This window comes from Pseudomonas sp. CFBP13508, assembly GCF_005233515.1.
Lineage (GTDB): Bacteria > Pseudomonadota > Gammaproteobacteria > Pseudomonadales > Pseudomonadaceae > Aquipseudomonas > Aquipseudomonas mercuritolerans.
Genome location: NZ_QFZZ01000006.1, coordinates 357,454 through 377,861, shown reverse-complemented (window position 1 = coordinate 377,861; position 20,408 = coordinate 357,454). Strand labels below are relative to the sequence as shown.

18 protein-coding genes, 1 tRNA gene and 1 pseudogene are annotated in these 20,408 nt (G+C 60.4%); 12 read left to right on the top strand and 8 right to left on the bottom strand.

Going from position 1 to position 20,408, the window contains the following annotated elements; translation table 11 throughout:
• Window positions 1–7 precede the first annotated feature (7 nt).
• The 11 genes and pseudogenes from PspCFBP13508_RS19070 to PspCFBP13508_RS19020 form a co-directional block, all read left to right on the top strand.
• Window positions 8–649, top strand: a complete 642-nt coding sequence (locus tag PspCFBP13508_RS19070; protein ID WP_137215402.1) for an urea amidolyase associated protein UAAP2 — start codon at window positions 8–10, stop codon at window positions 647–649.
• A 282-nt stretch (window positions 650–931) separates the two neighbouring features.
• The gene (gene uca, locus PspCFBP13508_RS19065; RefSeq protein ID WP_137215401.1) at window positions 932–4,579 is read left to right on the top strand and encodes an urea carboxylase; all 3,648 of its coding nucleotides are present in this window, start codon (window positions 932–934) and stop codon (window positions 4,577–4,579) included.
• Between the two features lie 25 nt (window positions 4,580–4,604).
• The gene (atzF, locus tag PspCFBP13508_RS19060; RefSeq protein ID WP_137215400.1) at window positions 4,605–6,377 is read left to right on the top strand and encodes an allophanate hydrolase; all 1,773 of its coding nucleotides are present in this window, start codon (window positions 4,605–4,607) and stop codon (window positions 6,375–6,377) included.
• A 217-nt stretch (window positions 6,378–6,594) separates the two neighbouring features.
• Window positions 6,595–8,082, top strand: a complete 1,488-nt coding sequence (locus PspCFBP13508_RS19055; protein WP_137215399.1) for a sensor domain-containing diguanylate cyclase — start codon at window positions 6,595–6,597, stop codon at window positions 8,080–8,082.
• Window positions 8,075–8,305, top strand: coding sequence for a cysteine-rich CWC family protein (locus tag PspCFBP13508_RS19050; RefSeq protein ID WP_073473113.1), 231 nt, complete (start codon window positions 8,075–8,077; stop codon window positions 8,303–8,305). Before PspCFBP13508_RS19055 ends, PspCFBP13508_RS19050 begins: the two co-directional genes overlap by 8 nt.
• A 33-nt stretch (window positions 8,306–8,338) precedes the next feature.
• Window positions 8,339–9,031 carry a pseudouridine synthase gene (locus PspCFBP13508_RS19045; protein ID WP_137215398.1) on the top strand — a complete coding sequence of 231 codons (693 nt, stop codon included), beginning with the start codon at window positions 8,339–8,341 and terminating at the stop codon, window positions 9,029–9,031.
• Window positions 9,032–9,347: 316 nt separating this feature from the next.
• Window positions 9,348–10,232 carry an alpha/beta hydrolase gene (locus PspCFBP13508_RS19040; protein WP_137215397.1) on the top strand — a complete coding sequence of 295 codons (885 nt, stop codon included), beginning with the start codon at window positions 9,348–9,350 and terminating at the stop codon, window positions 10,230–10,232.
• Window positions 10,233–10,389: 157 nt separating this feature from the next.
• Window positions 10,390–10,463 (top strand) — tRNA-Gly (locus PspCFBP13508_RS19035).
• A gap of 436 nt (window positions 10,464–10,899) precedes the next feature.
• The gene (locus tag PspCFBP13508_RS19030; RefSeq protein WP_016771297.1) at window positions 10,900–11,079 is read left to right on the top strand and encodes a type II toxin-antitoxin system HicA family toxin; all 180 of its coding nucleotides are present in this window, start codon (window positions 10,900–10,902) and stop codon (window positions 11,077–11,079) included.
• Window positions 11,080–11,114: 35 nt separating this feature from the next.
• Complete coding sequence (locus PspCFBP13508_RS19025) at window positions 11,115–11,522, top strand: type II toxin-antitoxin system HicB family antitoxin (protein WP_024011974.1); 408 nt, start codon at window positions 11,115–11,117, stop codon at window positions 11,520–11,522.
• 59 nt (window positions 11,523–11,581) lie between these two features.
• Window positions 11,582–11,809: pseudogene (locus PspCFBP13508_RS19020) on the top strand (transcriptional regulator); the annotation flags it as partial.
• A 525-nt stretch (window positions 11,810–12,334) separates the two neighbouring features.
• Here PspCFBP13508_RS19020 and tam read toward each other — a convergent pair.
• Window positions 12,335–13,105: a trans-aconitate 2-methyltransferase gene (gene tam, locus PspCFBP13508_RS19015; RefSeq protein WP_130910870.1), complete on the bottom strand. Its 771-nt coding sequence runs from the start codon at window positions 13,103–13,105 to the stop codon at window positions 12,335–12,337.
• A 159-nt stretch (window positions 13,106–13,264) separates the two neighbouring features.
• On the opposite strand from tam, the gene PspCFBP13508_RS19010 reads away from it, so the two are divergent.
• Window positions 13,265–13,675: a low affinity iron permease family protein gene (locus PspCFBP13508_RS19010; RefSeq protein ID WP_130910869.1), complete on the top strand. Its 411-nt coding sequence runs from the start codon at window positions 13,265–13,267 to the stop codon at window positions 13,673–13,675.
• Between the two features lie 161 nt (window positions 13,676–13,836).
• Here PspCFBP13508_RS19010 and PspCFBP13508_RS19005 read toward each other — a convergent pair whose 3' ends face one another.
• From PspCFBP13508_RS19005 to PspCFBP13508_RS18970, 7 genes are all read right to left on the bottom strand, one after another.
• Window positions 13,837–14,340 carry a DUF4142 domain-containing protein gene (locus PspCFBP13508_RS19005; RefSeq protein WP_122691681.1) on the bottom strand — a complete coding sequence of 168 codons (504 nt, stop codon included), beginning with the start codon at window positions 14,338–14,340 and terminating at the stop codon, window positions 13,837–13,839.
• Window positions 14,341–14,493: 153 nt separating this feature from the next.
• Window positions 14,494–15,843 carry a diguanylate cyclase gene (locus tag PspCFBP13508_RS19000; RefSeq protein WP_130910868.1) on the bottom strand — a complete coding sequence of 450 codons (1,350 nt, stop codon included), beginning with the start codon at window positions 15,841–15,843 and terminating at the stop codon, window positions 14,494–14,496.
• A gap of 74 nt (window positions 15,844–15,917) precedes the next feature.
• On the bottom strand, window positions 15,918–16,556 hold the full coding sequence (locus PspCFBP13508_RS18995) for a LysE family translocator (RefSeq protein ID WP_016771303.1): 639 nt from the start codon (window positions 16,554–16,556) through the stop codon (window positions 15,918–15,920).
• A gap of 60 nt (window positions 16,557–16,616) precedes the next feature.
• Window positions 16,617–17,033, bottom strand: coding sequence for a fosfomycin resistance glutathione transferase (gene fos / locus PspCFBP13508_RS18990; protein ID WP_137215396.1), 417 nt, complete (start codon window positions 17,031–17,033; stop codon window positions 16,617–16,619).
• Window positions 17,034–17,037: 4 nt separating this feature from the next.
• The gene (locus PspCFBP13508_RS18985) at window positions 17,038–17,757 is read right to left on the bottom strand and encodes a hypothetical protein (RefSeq protein ID WP_137215395.1); all 720 of its coding nucleotides are present in this window, start codon (window positions 17,755–17,757) and stop codon (window positions 17,038–17,040) included.
• A gap of 36 nt (window positions 17,758–17,793) precedes the next feature.
• Entirely contained in the window at window positions 17,794–18,528 is a 735-nt protein-coding gene (locus PspCFBP13508_RS18980) for a hypothetical protein (protein ID WP_137215428.1), read from the bottom strand.
• Between the two features lie 536 nt (window positions 18,529–19,064).
• Window positions 19,065–20,396 (bottom strand): MFS transporter, encoded by a 1,332-nt coding sequence (locus PspCFBP13508_RS18970; RefSeq protein WP_137215394.1) that lies wholly within the window; start codon window positions 20,394–20,396, stop codon window positions 19,065–19,067.
• Window positions 20,397–20,408 lie beyond the last annotated feature (12 nt).

Here is a 20,408-nt window from a genome sequence, read left to right as displayed (position 1 = left end):
CGCAGCCATGTCACTCGCAATCGCCACTTCCCACAAGCAAGCCGACAGCGCGATCTACCGCGCGACCATTCCCGCCGGCGAGCCTTGGCTGATGGAGGTCAAGGCCGGGCAGACCCTGCGCATCCTCGATCTGGAAGGCAATCAGGCAGTCGACACCTTGTTCTACAGCCTCGGCAACCCCAAGGAACGCTACGATGTACAACGCACCTTGCGCCGGCAGAACAGCGTCTACCTGAGCACCGGCAGCGTGCTGTATTCCAACCTCGGCCAGCCGATGCTGACCATCGTTGCCGACACTTGCGGGCGCCACGACACCCTCGGCGGCGCCTGCGCGCAAGAGAGCAACACCGTGCGCTACGCCCTGGAAAAACGCTACATGCACAGCTGCCGCGACAACTACCTGCGCGCCTGCGCCCACGACGGTCGTCTGGGCAAGAGCGACATCGGGCCGAACATCAATTTCTTCATGAACGTGCCAGTGACGGCGGATGGCGGGCTGACCTTCGAGGACGGTATTTCCGCGCCGGGCAAGTACGTTGATTTGCGCGCGGAGATGGACGTCATCGTGCTGATTTCCAACTGCCCGCAGCTGAACAATCCATGCAATGCCTACAACCCGACCCCGGCGGAGTTGCTGGTATGGAACTGACCATCAGCCGTTTACGCCGTTGGCTTTTTGCCCTGTGCCAGGCGCGTTCCGGGCAGTGCCTGAAATCCACCAGACAACCCTGAACCCTGTGGGAGCGAGCCTGCTCGCGAATGCGCAGTGTCATTCAGCATTGATGTGGCTGATCCACCGCCTTCGCGAGCAGGCTCGCTCCCACAGGGGGTTGTGGTGGGTTGGAGTGAAGTGTGTTTTTTCCATCCGGGACGGCCCGGATGTCTGTCGAAAAACAGCGGGACGGCCCGCTCCCCCTTCAGGGGTTATGCCATGTTCGAAAAAATCCTGATCGCCAACCGTGGCGCGATTGCCTGTCGCATCCTGCGCACGATCAACGTGCTGAAGGCCCAAGGCGTCGCCGTGTACTCCGAAGCCGACGCCGCCAGCCTGCATATTTCCCAGGCCGCTGAAGCGCACAGCCTCGGCGAAGGCGCGGCGTCCGCGACGTATCTGGCGGTCGACAAAATCCTCACGATCGCCAAACAAAGCGGCGCCACGGCGATTCATCCCGGCTACGGATTTCTCTCGGAGAACGCAGCGTTCGCCGAAGCCTGCGAAGCGCAGGGCATCGCCTTCATCGGGCCGACGCCGGAGCAATTGCGGGTATTCGGCCTCAAGCACACTGCTCGCGCGTTGGCCAAACAGCACGGCGTACCCATGCTCGAAGGCACCGACCTGCTCGACAGCCTCGATTGCGCGCTGAGTGCCGCCGAACAGGTCGGCTACCCGGTGATGCTGAAAAGCACCGCTGGCGGCGGTGGCATCGGCATGCGCGTATGCCGCAGCGCGAGCGAATTGAGCGAGTCGTTCGAAGCGGTGAAACGCCTCGGTCAGAACAACTTCAGCGACGCTGGGGTGTTCATCGAGAAGTACATCGAACGCGCGCGGCATCTGGAAGTGCAGGTGTTCGGCGACGGCTGCGGTGACGTCATCGCTCTCGGCGTGCGCGACTGTTCAGTGCAGCGGCGCAACCAGAAAGTCCTCGAAGAAACCCCGGCGCCGAACCTGCCAGAAGGCATGGCCGATGAGCTGTGCGCAGCGGCGATCAAACTGGCGCAAGCGGTGAATTACCGCAGCGCCGGCACCGTCGAATTCGTCTTCGACAGCGAGGCCCAGCGCTTCTATTTTCTCGAAGTGAACACACGCTTGCAGGTCGAGCACGGCGTCACCGAACAAGTGTGGGACGTGGATCTGGTGCGCTGGATGATCGAGCTGGCCGCCGGTGATCTGCCGCCGCTGAATGAGTTGTATCAGGGCCTGGAACCGCAGGGCCATGCGATTCAGGCACGTCTGTACGCGGAAGATCCGGGGCGTGATTTCCAGCCAAGCCCGGGCCTGCTGACCGCTGTGCAATTCCCGCCAGCCAACGGCGTTGAGTTGCGCATCGACACCTGGGTCGAGGCCGGCGTGGAAATCCCGCCGTATTTCGATCCGATGATCGCCAAGCTCATCGCGTGGGCGCCGAGTCGCGAACAGGCTCGCGCCGAACTCCATCAGGCATTGGGCGACAGCCTGCTGTATGGCGTGGAAACCAACCGCGATTACCTGCGCCAGATTCTGTTCGATACTCCATTCGCCAGCGGCCAGCCGTGGACCCGTTGCCTGGAAAATCTGCTGTATCACGCCAACACCTTCGAGGTGCTCAGCGCCGGCACGCAGACCAGCGTGCAGGACTATCCCGGACGCCTCGGCTATTGGGCCGTCGGCATGCCACCCTCGGGGCCGATGGACAGCCGAGCGCTGCGCCTGGGCAATCGTCTGCTCGGCAATGAACAAGGCGCCGCCGCACTGGAAATCACCATGAGCGGGCCGATCCTGCGCTTCAATTGTGTCGCGGTGGTCGCGGTGACCGGCGCGCCGATTGCCTTGACCCTTGACGCTGAACCGGTGCCGATGAACACCGCGCTGCTGATCCCGGCCGGCGCGACATTGCAACTGGGCAGCATCAGCGGCGCCGGCGCGCGCAGCTATCTGTGCCTGCGCGGCGGCGTGCAAGTGCCGGATTATCTGGGCAGCAAAAGTACCTTCACCCTCGGCCAGTTCGGCGGGCATGGCGGTCGCGCGTTGAGGGCCGGTGATGTCTTGCATGTGCCGGCATTGACCGAGCGCAGCGTCGGCCAGCAACTGGCCGAACAGCACATCACCGCACTGCCGAGCGTGCGCCAGATCCGGGTGATCTACGGCCCGCACGGCGCGCCGGAATACTTCAGCGAAAACTACATCGCCACATTCTTCGCGACCCAGTGGGAAGTGCATTTCAACTCCAGCCGCACCGGCGTGCGCCTGATCGGGCCGAAGCCTGAGTGGGTGCGTGAGGATGGCGGTGAAGCGGGTCTGCACCCGTCGAACATCCATGACAATCCGTATGCGATTGGTGCGGTGGATTTCACTGGCGACATGCCGGTGATCCTCGGCCCGGATGGCCCAAGTCTGGGTGGGTTTGTCTGCCCGGTGACGGTGATCGAGGCGGATCTGTGGCAGCTGGGGCAGCTCAAGGCGGGCGATAAAGTCCAGTTCATTCCGGTCGACCTCGGCACCGCCCGCGATCTCGCCCTGAAATGGGATGCACCCTGTGGGAGCGAGCCTGCTCGCGAAAGCGTCGGCCCAGACAAATCGATATTGACTGACACGGCCTCTTCGCGAGCAGGCTCGCTCCCACAGGGTTTAGTGTCGCCAGTGGTGTTGGCGTTGGGTCAAGGCGATCAGCGACTGGTTGCACGGGTTTCTGGCGACACTCATCTACTGCTGGAAATCGGCGCGCCGGAGCTCGATCTGGTCCTGCGCTTTCGCGCCCACGCGCTGATGCAGGCGCTGGAAAGCCAAGCGCTGCATGGGGTGATCGACCTCACCCCAGGCATTCGCTCGCTGCAAGTGCACTACCAGCCCGAGCAACTGCCGCTGGCCGATCTGCTCGGCATCATTGCCGGCGAATGGGACGCGGTGTGCGCTGCCAAGGACTTGCAAGTGCCGTCGCGCATCGTGCACTTGCCGCTGTCGTGGGACGACCCGGCCTGTCAGTTGGCGATCGATAAATACATGACCACCGTGCGCAAGGACGCGCCGTGGTGCCCGAGCAATCTGGAGTTCATCCGGCGCATCAACGACCTGCCGAATCTCGACGAAGTGCAGCGCACGGTGTTCGATGCGAGTTATCTGGTGATGGGCCTTGGCGACGTTTACCTCGGCGCGCCGGTGGCCACGCCGCTCGACCCGCGTCATCGTCTGGTGACCACCAAGTACAACCCGGCACGCACCTGGACCGCCGAGAATTCGGTGGGCATCGGCGGCGCCTACCTGTGCGTGTACGGCATGGAAGGCCCGGGCGGTTATCAGTTTGTCGGGCGCACTCTGCAGATGTGGAATCGCTATCGCGAAGTCGCCGCGTTCGATGGCAAACCGTGGCTGCTGCGCTTCTTCGATCAGATCCGCTTCTACCCGGTCAGCGCCGAAGAACTACTGCGCATCCGCCGCGATTTCCCCCTTGGGCGCTTTGATCTGAACATCGAACACAGCCAGCTCAACCTCGCCGACTATCAGGCATTTCTCAGTCAGGAAGCCGAGGGCATCAACGCTTTCCGTGCGCAGCAACAGTGCGCGTTCAAGGCTGAACGCGAGCGCTGGATCGCCAGCGGCCAGGCGCATTTCGACAGCGAAGAAGCCGTGCCTGACGCCAGCGAAGAAGCACCGCTGCAAAGCGGTGAACACAGCGTCGACAGCCACATCGCCGGCAATCTCTGGCAGGTGCAGGTCGAGGCCGGCCAGCGTGTCGCTGCGGGCGATGTGCTGGTGATTCTCGAGTCAATGAAGATGGAAATCCCTGTGCTCGCGCCGCTGGCCGGTGTGGTGCGAGAGATCCGCGTGCAACCCGGTTCGGCGGTGCGCGCCGGACAACGGGTGGTGGTGCTGGAACTCGACTGAAGCCATTTTTTATGAGGATCAACCGATGAATCTGCAACTCGATGCACTGCGCCAGGCCTATCGCAATGGCGACACCACACCGCGCCAACTGCTGCTGCAATTGCGCGAAAAAGCCGCTGCCCTGAATCCCGACTATCACCTGTTCATTCACTTGCTCAGCGTCGATGAACTGGAGCCGTATCTGGCCGCCCTCGACGGTCGTGACCTCGACAGTCTGCCGCTGTATGGCGTGCCGTTCGCGATCAAGGACAACATCGATCTGGCCGGCATTCCCACCACAGCCGCGTGCCCGGCGTTTGCCTATGTGCCGCAGCAGTCGGCGACCATCGTCGAGCAGCTGTTGGCGCTGGGGGCGATTCCGCTGGGCAAGACCAATCTTGATCAGTTCGCCACCGGCCTCAATGGCAGCCGCTCACCTTATGGTGCGTGCCCGAATAGCGTTTTGCCCGAATATCCGTCTGGCGGCTCCAGCGCCGGCTCGTCGCTGGCGGTAGCGTTGGGTGTGGCGAGTTTTGCCTTGGGCACTGACACCGCCGGTTCCGGGCGAGTGCCGGCGGCGCTGAATAATCTGGTGGGATTGAAGGCGAGCAAAGGCCTGATCTCCACCGCCGGCGTGCTGCCGGCGTGCCGCACGCTGGACTGCGTAACCACCTTCACCGCCACTGCTCGCGAGGCCAGTCAGTTGCTGGCGTTGACCGCCAAACACGATCCTCGCGATGAGTACAGCCGAGGCAACCCGGCATGGAACGACGGCTCGGCGTTCGGCGCGCCACGGCCGTTTCGCTTCGGCGTGCCACGGGCGCAGGACCTTGAATTTTTCGGCTGCAACGAAGGGCCGCAACTGTTCGCAGCGGCCATCGAACGGCTCAAGGCCTTGGGTGGCGAACCCGTCGAGCTGGACCTGTCACCGTTTCTGGAAGCAGCGCGTTTGCTCTACGACGGGCCGTGGGTCGCCGAGCGTTACAGCGTCGCCGGTGAGCTGCTGGAGCAGAACCCCGAAGCCGTGCTGCCAGTGATCCGAGCGGTGCTGGCCAAGGCTCCGGCAGTGACCGGCGTGCAGACCTTTCGCGCGCAATATCGATTGCAGGCGCTGAAGGCACTCTGCGACGAGGCCCTGGAAAATCTCGACTGCGTGCTGACGCCGACCATCGGCCGCCCGGTGACCCTGGCCGAGCTTGAGGCCGAGCCGGTGCTGCGCAATTCCGAACTTGGTTATTACACCAACTTCATGAACCTGCTCGACTACGCCGCCGTCGCCGTGCCGACCGCGTTCATGAACAACGGTTTGCCTTGGGGCGTGACGCTGTTCGGGCGGGTGTTTACCGACCAGTATCTGTTGAGCGTGGCCGATGCCTTGCAGCGCTACCAGGACAGCGCCCTGCCAGCTCCGGCGAACGCTGCGCGCAATGACCGCGCTCGATTGGTGGTGTGTGGCGCGCATCTGCAAGGGCTGGCGTTGAACTGGCAACTGACCCAGCGTGGCGGGCGCTTGCTGGAAACCACCCTCAGTTCGCCGGACTATCGACTGCACGCCCTCGCCGGCGGCCCGCCATTGCGGCCGGGGATGGTACGGGTCAAGGACGGCGGCGTGGCGATTGCCGTGGAGGTTTGGGAGTTGCCGAGCAGTGAGCTGGGCTCGTTTCTCACCGGGATTCCGGCGCCGCTGGGACTGGGCAAGGTGCAACTGGCGGATGGGCGCTGGGAGAGCGGGTTTATCTGTGAGCCGTATGGCCTGGAGGATGCGGTGGATATCAGTCATTTGGGGGGATGGCGGGCATACCTCAAAACCCTGGCCTGAATCTGTCGCCCTGTGGGAGCGAGCCTGCTCGCGAATGCGGTATGTCATTCAACATGGATGTGGCTGACCCACCGCTTTCGCGAGCAGGCTCGCTCCCACAGGTTCTGGCGCACCACCCCCGAATAAAGGAACGACCATTCACGCCGCACAGGGAGCAGTTATTTGCGCGCAGTGCCACTAGAATGCATCCCATCGGGCCACTGCCAACGGATCTGCCATGCCGCTTCGTTCTCCCTTGTACTCGCAACGTTCACTGGTGCTCACCCTGGTCGCCCTGCTCGGCGCCGGCTTTCTCGCTACGTCACTGTTGAGCTATTTCGCCTCCCGCGCGTCGATCCGCGACAACATCGTCAACACCGAACTGCCGCTGACCTCCGACACGGTCTATTCGGAAATCCAGAAAGACCTGGTCCGGCCGATCCTGATTTCCTCGATGATGTCCCGCGATACATTCATGCGCGACTGGGTGGTCAATGGCGAACAGAATCCCGAGCAGATGACCCGCTATCTCGACGAGGTCATGACCCATTACGGCGCCTACACGGCGTTCTTCGTTTCCAATGCCACGCTCACCTACTACCACGCCAAAGGCGTGCTCAAACAGGTCAAAGTCGATGAGCCGCGCGACACCTGGTACTTCCGCGTGCGCGACATGCAGGACCCGTACGAGATCAACGTCGACCCGGATCTGGCCAACAGGGACAACCTGACGTTCTTCATCAACTACAAGGTCTACGACTACCACAACCGCTTCATCGGGGCGGCGGGCGTGGGCCTGACGGTGGACGCGGTGATCAAGCTGATCGACAAGTATCAACAGCGCTATCAACGCAGCGTGTACTTCGTCGACACCTTCGGCCGCCTCGTATTGACCGGTGCCGAGGGTGGCCCGGAAGGTGCGCACATCGGCCAGAGTCTTGGCGAACTGGAGAGCATGAAAAGTCTGGTCAGCCAGTTGCCCAAGCCGCACAGCGGCAGCTACGAATATTCCACCCACGGCCAGGGGCATTTTCTCAACGTGCGGTTTATCCCCGAGTTGAACTGGTACCTGTTCGTCGATAAACGCGAGGACGGCGCGCTGAGCGAGATCCGCCAGTCGCTGTACCTCAATCTGCTGATCTGCCTGCTGGTGACGTTGATCGTGCTGGCGCTGCTCAATCGGGTGATCAAGCGCTTCCAGGCGAAGATTCAGGCGCACGCCACCCTCGACAGTCTCACTGAACTGCCGAACCGACGCGGCTTCGACATCCTCGCCGCGCAAGCGCTGCACGAGGCCCAACGGGAAACCAAGCCGCTGACCGCGTTGCTGCTCGACCTCGACCACTTCAAAGCCTTGAACGACACCTATGGCCACATGGCTGGCGATCAGGTGTTGATCGGTTTCGCCCGCGACCTGCAAAGTTGCCTGCGCCACGCCGACATCGTCTGCCGCTGGGGCGGTGAAGAGTTCATCGTTCTGTTGAAAGACACCGACGGCGAGACCGGGCAGAAAATCGCCGAGAAGATCCGCCAGCACGTGGAACTACACGAATATGCCTACGATGGCCACAGCCTGCATCTGACCGTGAGCATCGGCGCCACCACCGTGCAACGCGATGACACCTTGCACACTCTGCTGTCGCGGGCCGATCATGCGATGTACCGCGCCAAGCAAACCGGGCGCAACCGCACCTGCATGGAAATGCCGCACTCGACCTATGCCTGATAACGACGTCAAACCCGACCACTGCCCGGCCTGCGGCGCCCGCAACGATTGCAGCCTCGCCGACCCGCGCACCGCCGACCGCGAATGCTGGTGCTATGGCGTGACCATCGAGCCGGCGGTGCTCGACGCGCTGCCGGCCGCGCTGCGCAATCAAGCCTGCCTGTGCCCGCGCTGCGCACAGGTCGAAGCGCAACTGCAAGCAGGTCGGCGGCCGATCCCGTAAGATGCGCGGCCCTTTGTCCGTTGAATCCTGACCATGCGCGTCGACCGTTTCCTCAGCAATCTGCCCCGCTACAACCGTCAGCAGGTTCGCCTGTTGCTGGTGGAAAAGCGCGTGCGGATTGACGGAAAAGTCGTCAGCGACCCGCACAGTGAGGTGCTGGAATTCAGTCGGGTCGAAGTCGACGATGAGGTACTGCAGAGCGGCAAACCGGCGCGCTATTTCATGCTGCACAAACCGCCGGGCTGCGTCAGTGCCACCCGCGATCCGCAGCATGCGACCGTGCTCGACCTGCTCGATGAACCGCACAAGGACGATCTGCACATCGCCGGACGTCTGGATTTCAACACCACCGGGCTGATGCTGATCACCAATGACGGCGCGTGGTCGCGGCGCCTGACGCAGCCGCAAACCAAACTGGCGAAGGTCTATTACGTCGAAACCGAACAGGACATCGACCCGAGCTACGCGCTGAAATTTGCCGAGGGCATCTACTTCGCCTTCGAAGATCTGACCACGCAACCGGCGCAGCTTGAGCTGCTCGGCCCACGCTCGGCGCGGCTGAGCATCGTTGAGGGCCGCTACCATCAGGTCAAGCGCATGTTTGGTTTCTTCAACAACAAAGTCCTGCGCCTGCACCGCGAATCCATCGGCGAACTGACCCTCGATCACGCGCTAAAACCGGGCGAATACCGCGCTTTGCGCACCGAAGAGATTCATTTGTTCTAAGCCGGCGACCGCTCAGCCGAAGTTGTCGAACAATTCGCCGACGGCACTTGCGTGATCCTGAGTCCCCTGCTTGAATCAGGACGTCGGCCGAAATGTGACCAATGAGTCACCACATACTTCCAAGAAACTTTTTGTCGGTCGTCTGCCCTCAAGGGCTGCGCCTCAGCCGGCAATCTGCCCGCCAATAACAACACCCGTCGACCTGCCTTACCGGATCGACATGGGCCAGCAAATTTCAGGCGTATGCCTACCTGTCACAAAGCTCGTGCAATCTCGATTGCGCGCATACCCGCTTGCTTGCCAGGAGTCTTATGACATGAGGCCAGAAATCGCTGTGCTGGATATACAGGGTCAGTATCGGGTTTACACGGAGTTCTATCGCGCAGACGCCGCAGAAAAGACCATCATTCTGGTCAACGGCTCGATGGCCACGACTGCGTCGTTTGCACAGACCGTGAAAAACCTGCACCCGCAATTCAACGTGGTCTGCTACGACCAGCCCTACGCGGGCCGCTCAAAAGCCCACAACCGGCATGAGAAACATCTGACGAAGGAAGTCGAAGGGCAGATTCTGCTGGAGCTGATCGATCACTTCGCCGCCGAACACGTGCTGTCGTTCTCCTGGGGCGGCGCCGCCACCCTGGTCGCCCTCGCCCAGCAACCGCGGCGCATTGAAAAAGCCGTGATCAGCTCGTTCTCACCGGTGATCAATGCGCACATGCTCGATTACCTCGAGCGCGGCGTCGATTACCTCGGCAGCCGCGACGGCGACCGGGTCGGCCATCTGGTCAACAACACCATCGGCAAACACCTGTCGTCGCTGTTCAAGCGCTTCAACTATCGCCACGTCAGCAGCCTCGCCGAGCATGAATACGGACAGATGCACTTTCACATCAACGACGTGCTGCACAGCGACCGGCAGTGCTATGTGAATGCGGCGAAAAAAATCAACGTGCCGGTGCTGTTTCTCAACGGCGAATGGGACGAATACACTGCCGCCGAGGACGCGCGCCTGTTCGGCAATCACGTCGCGCACAGCAGCTTCACCACCCTGCAAGCCACCGGGCACTTTCTCGACATGGAGCACAAAGCCGCCTGCCGCGACAGCCAGAACGCCCTGCTCGGCTTTCTGAAACCTGCGCCGCAAGCCAGCCGAACGCGCTACTCGTTTGTGCAGGATCAACATGCACTGGCCATTTGAAACAGCGTCATCGCGGGCAAGGCTGCAAGCTTGAAGTGCCTGTTGCACCGGCGCAGCCCTTGCTCGCGATCGACCGATTTCTGCGCGGCAAAGCCCTCGCAGAGAAAAGAAAACTTCAAATCCGTGGCCGAGTCTGGTACAAAGTCAGCCGCTCTGAGCGGGTATAGTTTAGTGGTAGAACGAAAGCTTCCCAAGCTTTAGATGAGGGTTCGATTCCCTCTACCCGCTCCACCGAATATTGATCTCGCGTTGTGTTGTCCGACGAGGGATGCAGGAATAGAAAAGACCGGCATTGATGGCCGGTTTTTTTGTGTCTGGAAGTTGGTGAAAGACAATTTCCAAGGAAAAGCCTTCAGCTCCAAAAAGAACCCCAGCGACTCTGAAAATCATCCAGAGAAGGATCGCTACCAACGTCGCCCTCCTTCGTTGAAACGACGGGTAAGCTCGCTCTATCAGTCGCAATGACTGGCTGAGCGATCTGCTTTCATTTTGCGGCGTAAATGTCACCGCAAAACACTGCAACACAACCATCGTTCCTCCAAACACGCGCGGCCTAGACTGGGTTGACCACCTCGCCGGACGCCACGATGGCTGAACGGTAGCAAGTCTATTGATCTGTAGAATTCAGTAGGTATAGTAACCACCAAGCACACCACAGGGAGGTGTTGTGAACAGCCGTTTTTTAATCGGACAACTCGTCGCGGACGGTTGGTTTCTGGTACGTATTCGGGGCAGTCATCATCACTTCAAACATCCAACCAAACCAGGATTGGTAACAGTGCCGCATCCAAAAAAGGATCTGCTCAAAAAAACGGCCATCAGTATTTTGCAACAGGCCATGCTCTGAATCCGTTCTCAGCGTTGCCTTGGAGGATCACGAACATGCTTTACCCGATTGCGATTTCAATAGGCGACGAGGAACACGCTTGGGGAGTTGAAGTGCCGGACATTCCTGGCTGCTTTTCTGCCGGCGACGACCTTGATGACGCTGTCGCCATGGCGCGCGAGGCGATCGAAGGTCATTTCGAAATTCTGGCAGACGACGGTGCGCCGATTCCATCGGCCAGCAAATTGAGCCTGCATGTCGCCAATCCGCAGTACGCCGGATGTGCGTGGGCGGTAGTGGATATCGACGTGGTCAAATACCTGGGCAAAGCACAGAAGCTCAACATCACTCTGCCGGGGCACTTGCTCAATCGCATTGATGAGTACGTGTTACATCATCCTGAGGAGAAAAGCCGATCGGGGTTTCTGGCTTCGGCGGCGTTGAAAGTCTTGCAGCAGGGTTAAAAAATTCTTACTGCCCAACCGGCTCTCAGTCGCCGGTTTTTTCATGTCTGACGTTTGGGGAAATTCTCGCTCTGCTGATTGAAAAGTATGAGGAGCAGCATTTTCCGATGCCGCCCTCTGATCCCATTGAAGCCATCAAATTCCGTATGGATCAGCAAGGCTTGACGCCGCGGGATCTCGAGTCCTTTATTGGCACCAGTGGCCATGTTTCGGAAGTATTGAACCGCAAGCGCAAGCTGAGTCTGGCAATGATCAAACGTCTGCACGATGGCTTGCGTATTCCTTAGCAGACCGGTAGGAAGTCCAAAACCCGGCGCACCCGAGGGTGCCATGCGCACAGCCACCATCAAGTGCAGGCGAAGCCTGACTGGAAGGTACATGTGCAACCGTTGGTCAATCCTGGCCGGGCTGCTAAACCCGATCACTGGAAATCAGTGACGCGAACCAAGTTACCGCCCGCCCGCCAGGCGCACAAGCAGGCGGATTCTGGCGTACCGGTAGGCAGCGGCGCAAGGATTTGTAGGCATCGGGACGTAACGCGATTCGACTTTAAACAGCCATGGCGCACCACGTGTAAAAGCTTGGAAAACAGAAGGACATTTCCGACGAGTTCAGCGTGAACGAGTTGAAAGGATGCCAGAGGACGGTGATGGTGGCGGTGCGGCGGTGATCGGGGTTCTGCGCCAAGAAGCCCCTCACCCTAACCCTCTCCCGAGGGAGAGGGGACCGATCGGGTTGTTCTTGCGAGTTACGCCGACCTGAACCAATGCGTCGAACTCACGATAAAAAACGAGCTAGACGAATGAATATTTTCAACGGGTCGCAACAATAAACAAACGTGGAAACGGCAACAGCACCGAGCCGTCAGCCAAGGCCGGATAAGCTTTGGCAACCTCCGCCAGATACCGTTGCAGATACTGCGCCCGCTCCTCCTCGGTCAATGGGCTCAGGAATGGAATCAACCCGCTACCCTTGAACCACTCCACCACCCCCGCCGCACCATCGCGAAGTTGGTGATGATAGGTGGTGCGCCACACATCGACCCGCGCGCAGTGCGGGCGCAGCATTGAAAAATACTCACTGGCACTGGCCATGTCGGTACGCTGCCCGGCAGCGTCTGCGAGCTTGCTCGCCCACGGCCCATTGGCGGCGACCTCACGCATCAAGCGGTGGGACGGTTCGTTGAGGTTGTCCGGCATCTGGATCGCCAGGCTGCCACCGTCTGAAAGCTTGCTCGCCAGGGCTGGCAGCAGCGAGGCGTGATCCGGCACCCATTGCAACACCGCATTGGCGAAGATCATATCGAACGGGCCTTCATCGGCCCACTTGTCGATCTCGGCCACCTCGAACTGCACATTGGGCAAGCGCTTGCGCGCGGCGGCGATCATGTCCGCCGAACTGTCCAGGCCACTGACCCTGGCCTCGGGAAAACGCTGCACCAGCAACTCGGTGGAATTGCCCGGCCCGCAACCGATATCCACCACCGCCCGGGCGTGCGCCGTGGGTATCGCCGCCAACAGATCACGGGCCGGACGGGTGCGTTCATCTTCGAAAGCGACGTATTGCTGGGCAGACCAACTCATTGCGTTCTCCTGTTGAGGTTTTCTGTCGACTGCCGACACGATACCGCGATCTGCGCGGTACGCCTTCCCTACCAAAGTCCTGCACCGAAACTTGTAAACAGAATTTTCAGCGCAACGCCGATGTCTGAATTTCAAGTTCCCAAAACAAGGACCTGCATCATGAAATTCGCAAAGATTGCCCAAAAACTCGCCCTGTGGGCCGGTAGCCCGAAGACGTTCATGGGGGCGTTGATTCTGATCGGGTTGTGGGGTTTGAGCGGGCCGATTTTTGGTTACAACGACACTTGGCAACTGATCATCAATACTTCGACGACGATCATCACGTTCCTGATGGTGTTCCTGATTCAGAACACGCAGAACCGCGATACCGACATTCTGCACTTGAAACTCGATGAGCTGCTGCGGGTGAACAAGGAAGCGCAGAACGCGATGCTCGGGCTGGAGGCGCTGGATCTGAAGCAGCTAGAGGCACTGCGCCGGCATTACCGCGCGCTGGGTGAGAACCAAGTGTTTGATCTTGAGGGGCTTGGCGAAAAGAGCAAGCCAAAGCAGGATTTGAACGAGTGCTGAGCAAGTAAACACACCCTGTGGGAGCGAGCCTGCTCTCGAAGACGGAGGGTCAGTCAAAACATCATTGACTGACAGACCGCTTTCGCGAGCAGGCTCGCTCCCACAGGGGAAGCATCGCTTTTCAACTCAAGATTTCGTTCGCGCTGAACAATACGGCGAAGTTAGCGACTGGCCTGCAACGCGCGGGCCTTCTCCAGATGGCTTTGCAGCTTCGGCAAGGTCTCATCGGCAAACGCTTTGATTTCCGGCACGTCGGTAGTCTGTGCCTGTTGCTCGATCTGGGTGATGGCCTCTTCGGTCGCCTTGACCTGACTGGCAGCGTAAGCCTGATCGAAGGTCGCGCCATCCTTTACTTCTGGCATCAACTCTTTGGCCTTGTCGGCGAGTTCTTCGCGAGGTGCGACCGGCAGGTCGAGCTTCTTGGCGATTTTCGCCAAATGCTGGTTGGCCGTGGTGCGGTCGTTGATGACGACAATGGTGTAATCCTTGACCTCTTTGGATTCGGTCTTGCCGTGGGCCAGACGGCTGGCTTCGATGTCGGCCATGCCTTTGGCGGAGGCATCGTTGATGAATTCGGCAGGCGACTGGGCGAACGCAGTGCTGGCGCACAGGCCCAGCAGAGTCGCAAAACTGGCATTACGTAAACGGGTGGCCATCCGGCTCATGGTCGCGCCCTCCTTCGTTGAAAATTCAAGCGGGCCGTGATTCGCCCGCTGCTCAAATAGTCGCGGCGGACAATTGTCCGCCTCAGTTAAGAAGGCTTTGGCGTTCAAAGGTTTAGAAAATCTGCCGAGGCCGCGACGAACGGCGCTCCCGCTTCAGATGCCCAGCGCCCGATGATTCAGGCGTTTGGCCGCATACATCGCTTGATCGGCATGCCGGAACAGTTGCTGTTCTTCTTCACCGTGTTCAGGAAAGCGCGCCACGCCGATGCTCGATTCGATCCGCAAGTCATGCCCGTCGAGGCGCATGGGCTGCGCCAGCACCTGACGGATTTTTCCGGCGACGCTGTCGGCATCTTCGGCGGCATGCACGCTATGCAACAGCACGACAAATTCATCGCCACCGATACGCGCCACGGTGTCGGTTTCACGCACGCAGCCTTTCAGCCGATTGGCCACGGTTTGCAGGAGCATGTCACCGACGGCATGGCCATGGGTGTCGTTGACCTGTTTGAAGCGATCCAGATCGACATACAGCAGCGCCATGTGTCCGTGCACGGCTCGCGCATGGGCCAGCGCAGCCCTGAGCCGGTCACGCAGCAGTTCGCGGTTGGGCAGTTGCGTCAGTTGATCGTATTGCGCCATGCGCTTGAGCCGCGCATGCAGTTGCTGTCGTTCGATGGCCGTGGCGACTTGTGCGCAGACGTATTGCAGCAGTTCCTTGTCCTGCTCGGTGTAGCGTTCGCCGCCAGCGAGGCTTTTGACGATCAAGGCGCCGATGGTGCCGTTTTTTGAGCTCAGCGGTACGCCGAGCCAGCAAGGCGCGTTCTGCTCCGCCACCAGCGCAGCGAAGTCGGGCGTGGCATCGGCGCTGTCCGGGGTCAGCAACATTGGCTGGCCGCTGCGGATCACTTGCGCGCAAAGCCGTCCGATGACGGTGCCGGGCTGCTCGGGCTGCAATTCGTGATCGTCGACGTGATAGGGAAAACTCAGCTGCGCGCAGTGTTCGTCATACAGCGCCACGGAAAAATTCAGCGCCGGCAGCCATTCGCCAATGAGCAAATGGACCCTTTTGAACAGCGCCAGCAAATCTTCCGCCGCATGCGCCGCCTCGGAAATTGCGTACAACGCCGCTTGCCGCGACTCGGCCTGCTTGCGCTCGGTGATATCGCGGGCGACGGCGATGCGCAGTTGGTCGACCTCCGACCAGCGCGCCGACCAGGAAATATGCGCGACGCTGCCGTCCTTGCGCAGGTAGCGGTTCTCGAAATTGTGCTTCGGGTCGCCGCCCATGATTTCGCCTGCGGCCGCGAGGGTGCGCTGGCGATCGGCCGGGTGCACCAGCTCGATCATCGAGCGGCCGATCAGCTCGTCAGGCGTGTAGCCGAAAATCCGCTCGCAGGCAGCGCTGACAAAAACGAAACGGCCCTGTTTGTCGACCGCGCAAACGGCGTCCAGCAACAGGTCCATGTAGCTCGCCAGCGGCGCAGGGTTAGGGCTTTCCATGGTTCTACGGGATGTCCGCACAGTGCAGCGATTTCAATCGTCCGTGATCGTGGTTGCGCGTCCCTGCCATTTCATCAAGTCTTGTTCGGCAGCAGCCCCGGCAGCGCGTGCATCAACGCATTGATGGCGAAGCCAATAAACATCACGCCGCATAAACGGGTGATGAGCAGTTCATGACGCTGATACACCGTGCGCACCCGCTGCGCGCCGACCACGCCGATGAGGATAGCGTAAGCCAGCGCACCGCCGATAAAGCTCAGGGCGATCAGCGCCGGCAGCATCGACCAATTGAGCAGTTCGGCGCGGCTCGACAGCAGCGCCGTGAAGGTCGCCACCGCCACCGGGTAGGCCTTGGGATTGGTCAGGCCGAAGACGATGCCGTGCCAGAACGGCTGTCGCGCCGCCCCTTGCGCCTCGTCGCCGCTGCGGCGTTGGGCACGCACCGCACGCCAGCCGAGCCAGAACAGGTACACCGCGCTGAGCACGCCGAGTACATCGAACGCGGTGCTACCGATCTCACGGGCGCCGACGATTGCCACCAGCGCGGTACTGCACCAGATCACGTCGCCGAGCAGATGCCCACACAGAAACCCCGCCCCGGCCCGCCGCCCATGGGCCGCGCCAATGCCGAACACCGCCAGCACGCCCGGCCCGGGGGTGATCCCGTAGATGAAACCCGAAGCCAGAACGGCCAACAGCAATGATGGAGTCATGGAAAACCTGCGAGCGCCAGAACACGTGGCGGCCAGTCTATATCAGCCGACTGCGCCCGATCACTGCGCGTCGTTAAAACGCATGCCGGGGTACGGTTTCTGCCGACACGCAGCCAGCCGCGATTGCAAATCGCCGACATGGGCTTCCAGCTTGTGCCCGTCGGGGTCGAGAAAGTAGAACGACGCGCCCTCGCTACGGTTGTCTCGCCACTGCGGCACCTGAGCCGATTTCAACGTCTCAACCAGTGAAGTGAAGTCTGCCGCGCTCACGCTCAAAGCGTAATGGGTATAGTCCGCGCCCGGCTCCCCACTGCGCTGAGGATCTTCTGACAAGCACAACCACAGTCCGGGCAGTGACAAATAGGCGCCGTTATCCCACGTCGCTTCGACGTTCAATTGCAGCACATCGCGATAAAACGCCAGACTGCGCTGCAGATCGCGGACGGCCAGGGTCAGGTGGTTAAGACCAGTAAGCATCGAATCAGTAACCTCTGAAGTCTTCGGGAAGGACATATTGCTGGCCGTCGTAGATCAGGGTGACCTGGGTGTTCTTCAGGTTGGTGGTTTTCGAAGCGCATTGTTTGCCTGAAGTGAAAGACTCCATCAACGAACCGCTGGAACTGACGATCAGATCCGCAAACCCGTTGTGGCTGGATGAGCCAATTTCGACAGTCCTGCGAATGCGTGTGTCTCGCGTATCGCACTCCCCGGTACCCTCACCGAAATCCTTGCGCACCACCAGGCCTTCCAGCACTGGGCGTAAGCGATTGCCTTCACGAACATACAAAGCCAGGTCGGTTTTGGAGTACGGATTCGCTCTGGAACCGTGGCTCATGAACGTCGATCGCAGCCCGAACGCACGGACATCCGCCGCCAAACGGTAACGCGCCGTATCGATGATCAGATCATCGAAGCTGATCGCATCGGAGTCGTAAGCGCCGGGTTTGGCATAACTGGCGAATGTGCTGCCCGTCGTGGCGTTGATTACTGACAGGGCCAGATCGAACACGCCGTCCTGAGCACCCGCAGAATCGGGAACGAAGGTGGCCTTCACTGCAATTGATTGAGTGTTGAACGCAGGCCAGACTTTGCAGCGCGAGAGAGTATGGCCGTCGAATTTTTTTACTTCGCAAGCCGCATGGACCTGAGCCGTAAGCGCGAACAAGCCGAGTGCGATATAGATTCGGAGATGAAGATTCATGATTCTTCCCTGAAGTATTCGTATCAGTGACATTAGTCACATGCCCTTGAAACCTTGCGGCAAAACGTAGGTTTTGCCGTCATAGCGCAACGTGGTCAGCACCGGCTTTTCGTGGGTAGTTTTCGATTCGCAGGTGTCAGCCGGTCCCTCACCGACCAGGCCCATGGTGACCGAGCGGACAATGATATCGGCGTAACCATGGGAACTGGTTTTACCCATCTCAAGCGTGCGCACCGTCTCCGATCGCTCCCCGGCGCAATTGCCGTCCCATTCGCCACTGAAGCTGTAGACGACCAAGCGATCCAGCACCGGGCGCAGTTTGTCGCCTTCTTTCACGTAAAGCGACAGCAGGGTCTCATCCAGCGGATTGACGCGCGACGAGCCTTTGAAATGGGCGCGTACGCCGAATGCGCGAAGGTCGGGCGTGAGTTTATAACGCGCCGTGTCGAGTTCCAGACTCTCCAGCGCGATCGCATCGGAGAGAAACGTCGACGGCTGATGATAGGTCGCCAGCGGGTTGGAGCTGCCGGCCGCGATGACGGCCAGATCCAGATCGTATGAACCCACCCTGCCCTCCTGGCCATAGACGGGATCGGGCACGAACGTCGATAGCGCGATAATCGTCAGCGACGGATAAGCCGGCCATTCCTTGCACAAAGAAAAGTCCGCTTCGCCACTGACCGCAGGCGGCGTGCAATCGGCCCACGCCTGCCCAGCCATCAACCATCCGCAGAGCGCGGCAGCGCTGATCCATATGGACTTCATTGTCAATTCCCTCTCCTTGATGACATTGCAGCCGCGCACTATCCCCTTCTGAATCGGACGATTCAACCGCACCAGGCCAGATTGCCAGTACAGAGGCAGGCAAGCGTACATAGCCCCATGTCATTTGGTGCTGTAAGGTGATTTTCTTGAATCCACTTGCACCGAGATTACAGATGTCTCCCTCCTCTCCGCTTTTCCCCGACGTAGGCAACGAAACGCTCACAAGGGTCGATATATCGACGGGCCGGAACGAGGCTGAATTGGCATCAGATACTTCCCGCGACTACCCAGCAGAACAATGGCAAATCCGGGAAGTCCAGCGAGCAGCGCAGGAAGCCGACGACGGTGATTTTGCTTCTGCAGACGACGTCAGGACTATTGCGCAAAAGTGGGAAGGAACGTTGTAGCTGCCGGGTGATTCTGAAGGTTCATCAGTGCTTATGAACCGGCCTTCGCGAGCTGGCTCGCTCCCACAGGAAAGCCGCATTGCAAATGTGGGAGCGAGCCTGCTCGCGAAGGCGTCATCACAGACGCCGCAAATCTCAATACTTGTCCAGCGTACGCAATTTCTGCGGCAAGCCCCACAGCAGCAACGCTGCGGCGATCAGCGCGGCGACGCCGATGACGTACAGCGCCGGGGTGGTGCTGCCGGTGAGGTCCTTGATGCGCCCGACCATGACCGGGCTGACGATCCCGCCGAACTGCCCCAGGGTATTGATCACTGCGATCCCGCCTGCCGCGCCGGCACCGGCGCCCGCCAGCAGCTTCGGTGGCAGTGTCCAAAAGCTCGGAATCGAAGCGATGATACCGGCGCCGAGCAGGCCGAGAGCGACGATCAGGAAGGTCGTGTGGCTGGCGAAGATTCCCGCGCTGAAAAAGCCGATCGCGCCGACGATCACCAGCCCGGCGACAAACTTGCGCCGTTCTCCGGTGGCGTCGGACAAGCGTCCGATCACCACCATGCTGATCGCCCCGCAGATGTACGGAATGGCGGTCAGCAGGCCGATCATCACCGGGCTTTCGGTGCCGGCACTGCGGATCAATTGCGGTGCCCAGAAATTCAACCCGTAGGACGCGACCTGAATCAGGAAGTAGATCAAACCCAACGTCAGGAACCCGGGGATTTTCAGCGCCGCGAGCAATGAGCCGCCGCTTTTGTGTGGCTCGTGATGGGCGATGCGGCTGGCGAGCAACTTCTTCTCGTCAGCGGTCAGCCAGTGCGCATCCTCGATGCGGTCCTTGAGCTGGGTCAGCACCAGGAAACCGAGCGCGATACACGGCACGCCTCCGAGCAGGAACAACCAGTGCCAGCCGCGCATCTGCAACACGCCATCGAGGTGTTGCAACACCAGCCCCGAGAATGGCGCGCCGACCAGCCCGGCAAACGCCGAGGCAAGGAACAGCATCGAGGTGATGCGGCCACGGAAGTGCTGCGGAAACCACAGGGTCAGGTAATACAGCACGCCCGGAGCAAACCCGGCTTCCATCGCGCCGATGACGAAGCGCAGCGCATAGAACTGCCATTCGCTGTTGACGAAGACCATCGCCGCCGTCGCCACGCCCCAGGACATCATGATCCGCGCAATCCAGCGCCGTGCGCCGACCTTGTACAGCATCATGTTGCTCGGCACTTCGAACAGCACGTAACCGACCACGAACAGCCCGGCGCCGAGGCCGTACGCGGTGTCGCTCAGGCTCAGGTCGGTCTGCAGCTGGAATTTGGCGAAGCTGATGTTGATGCGATCGAAAAAGGCAAACAGGTAGCAGACCATGATCAGCGGCATCAGGCGCCAGGCGACTTTGCTGACCAGGGCTTTTTCGGCATCGTGATCGACGGACGGATTCACGCCCGCCTCCATTACATTGAGGCTCATGGATTTTTCTCC

Bases quoted from the DNA above. Each gene is read 5' to 3' on its own strand.
- PspCFBP13508_RS19070 (WP_137215402.1), top strand. From the start codon at position 8: ATGTCACTCGCAATCGCCACTTCCCACAAGCAAGCCGACAGCGCGATC.
- uca (WP_137215401.1), top strand. From the start codon at position 932: ATGTTCGAAAAAATCCTGATCGCCAACCGTGGCGCGATTGCCTGTCGC.
- atzF (WP_137215400.1), top strand. From the start codon at position 4,605: ATGAATCTGCAACTCGATGCACTGCGCCAGGCCTATCGCAATGGCGAC.
- PspCFBP13508_RS19055 (WP_137215399.1), top strand. From the start codon at position 6,595: ATGCCGCTTCGTTCTCCCTTGTACTCGCAACGTTCACTGGTGCTCACC.
- PspCFBP13508_RS19050 (WP_073473113.1), top strand. From the start codon at position 8,075: ATGCCTGATAACGACGTCAAACCCGACCACTGCCCGGCCTGCGGCGCC.
- PspCFBP13508_RS19045 (WP_137215398.1), top strand. From the start codon at position 8,339: ATGCGCGTCGACCGTTTCCTCAGCAATCTGCCCCGCTACAACCGTCAG.
- PspCFBP13508_RS19040 (WP_137215397.1), top strand. From the start codon at position 9,348: ATGAGGCCAGAAATCGCTGTGCTGGATATACAGGGTCAGTATCGGGTT.
- PspCFBP13508_RS19025 (WP_024011974.1), top strand. From the start codon at position 11,115: ATGCTTTACCCGATTGCGATTTCAATAGGCGACGAGGAACACGCTTGG.
- tam (WP_130910870.1), bottom strand. From the start codon at position 13,105: ATGAGTTGGTCTGCCCAGCAATACGTCGCTTTCGAAGATGAACGCACC.
- PspCFBP13508_RS19010 (WP_130910869.1), top strand. From the start codon at position 13,265: ATGAAATTCGCAAAGATTGCCCAAAAACTCGCCCTGTGGGCCGGTAGC.
- PspCFBP13508_RS19005 (WP_122691681.1), bottom strand. From the start codon at position 14,340: ATGAGCCGGATGGCCACCCGTTTACGTAATGCCAGTTTTGCGACTCTG.
- PspCFBP13508_RS19000 (WP_130910868.1), bottom strand. From the start codon at position 15,843: ATGGAAAGCCCTAACCCTGCGCCGCTGGCGAGCTACATGGACCTGTTG.
- PspCFBP13508_RS18995 (WP_016771303.1), bottom strand. From the start codon at position 16,556: ATGACTCCATCATTGCTGTTGGCCGTTCTGGCTTCGGGTTTCATCTAC.
- fos (WP_137215396.1), bottom strand. From the start codon at position 17,033: ATGCTTACTGGTCTTAACCACCTGACCCTGGCCGTCCGCGATCTGCAG.
- PspCFBP13508_RS18985 (WP_137215395.1), bottom strand. From the start codon at position 17,757: ATGAATCTTCATCTCCGAATCTATATCGCACTCGGCTTGTTCGCGCTT.
- PspCFBP13508_RS18970 (WP_137215394.1), bottom strand. From the start codon at position 20,396: ATGAGCCTCAATGTAATGGAGGCGGGCGTGAATCCGTCCGTCGATCAC.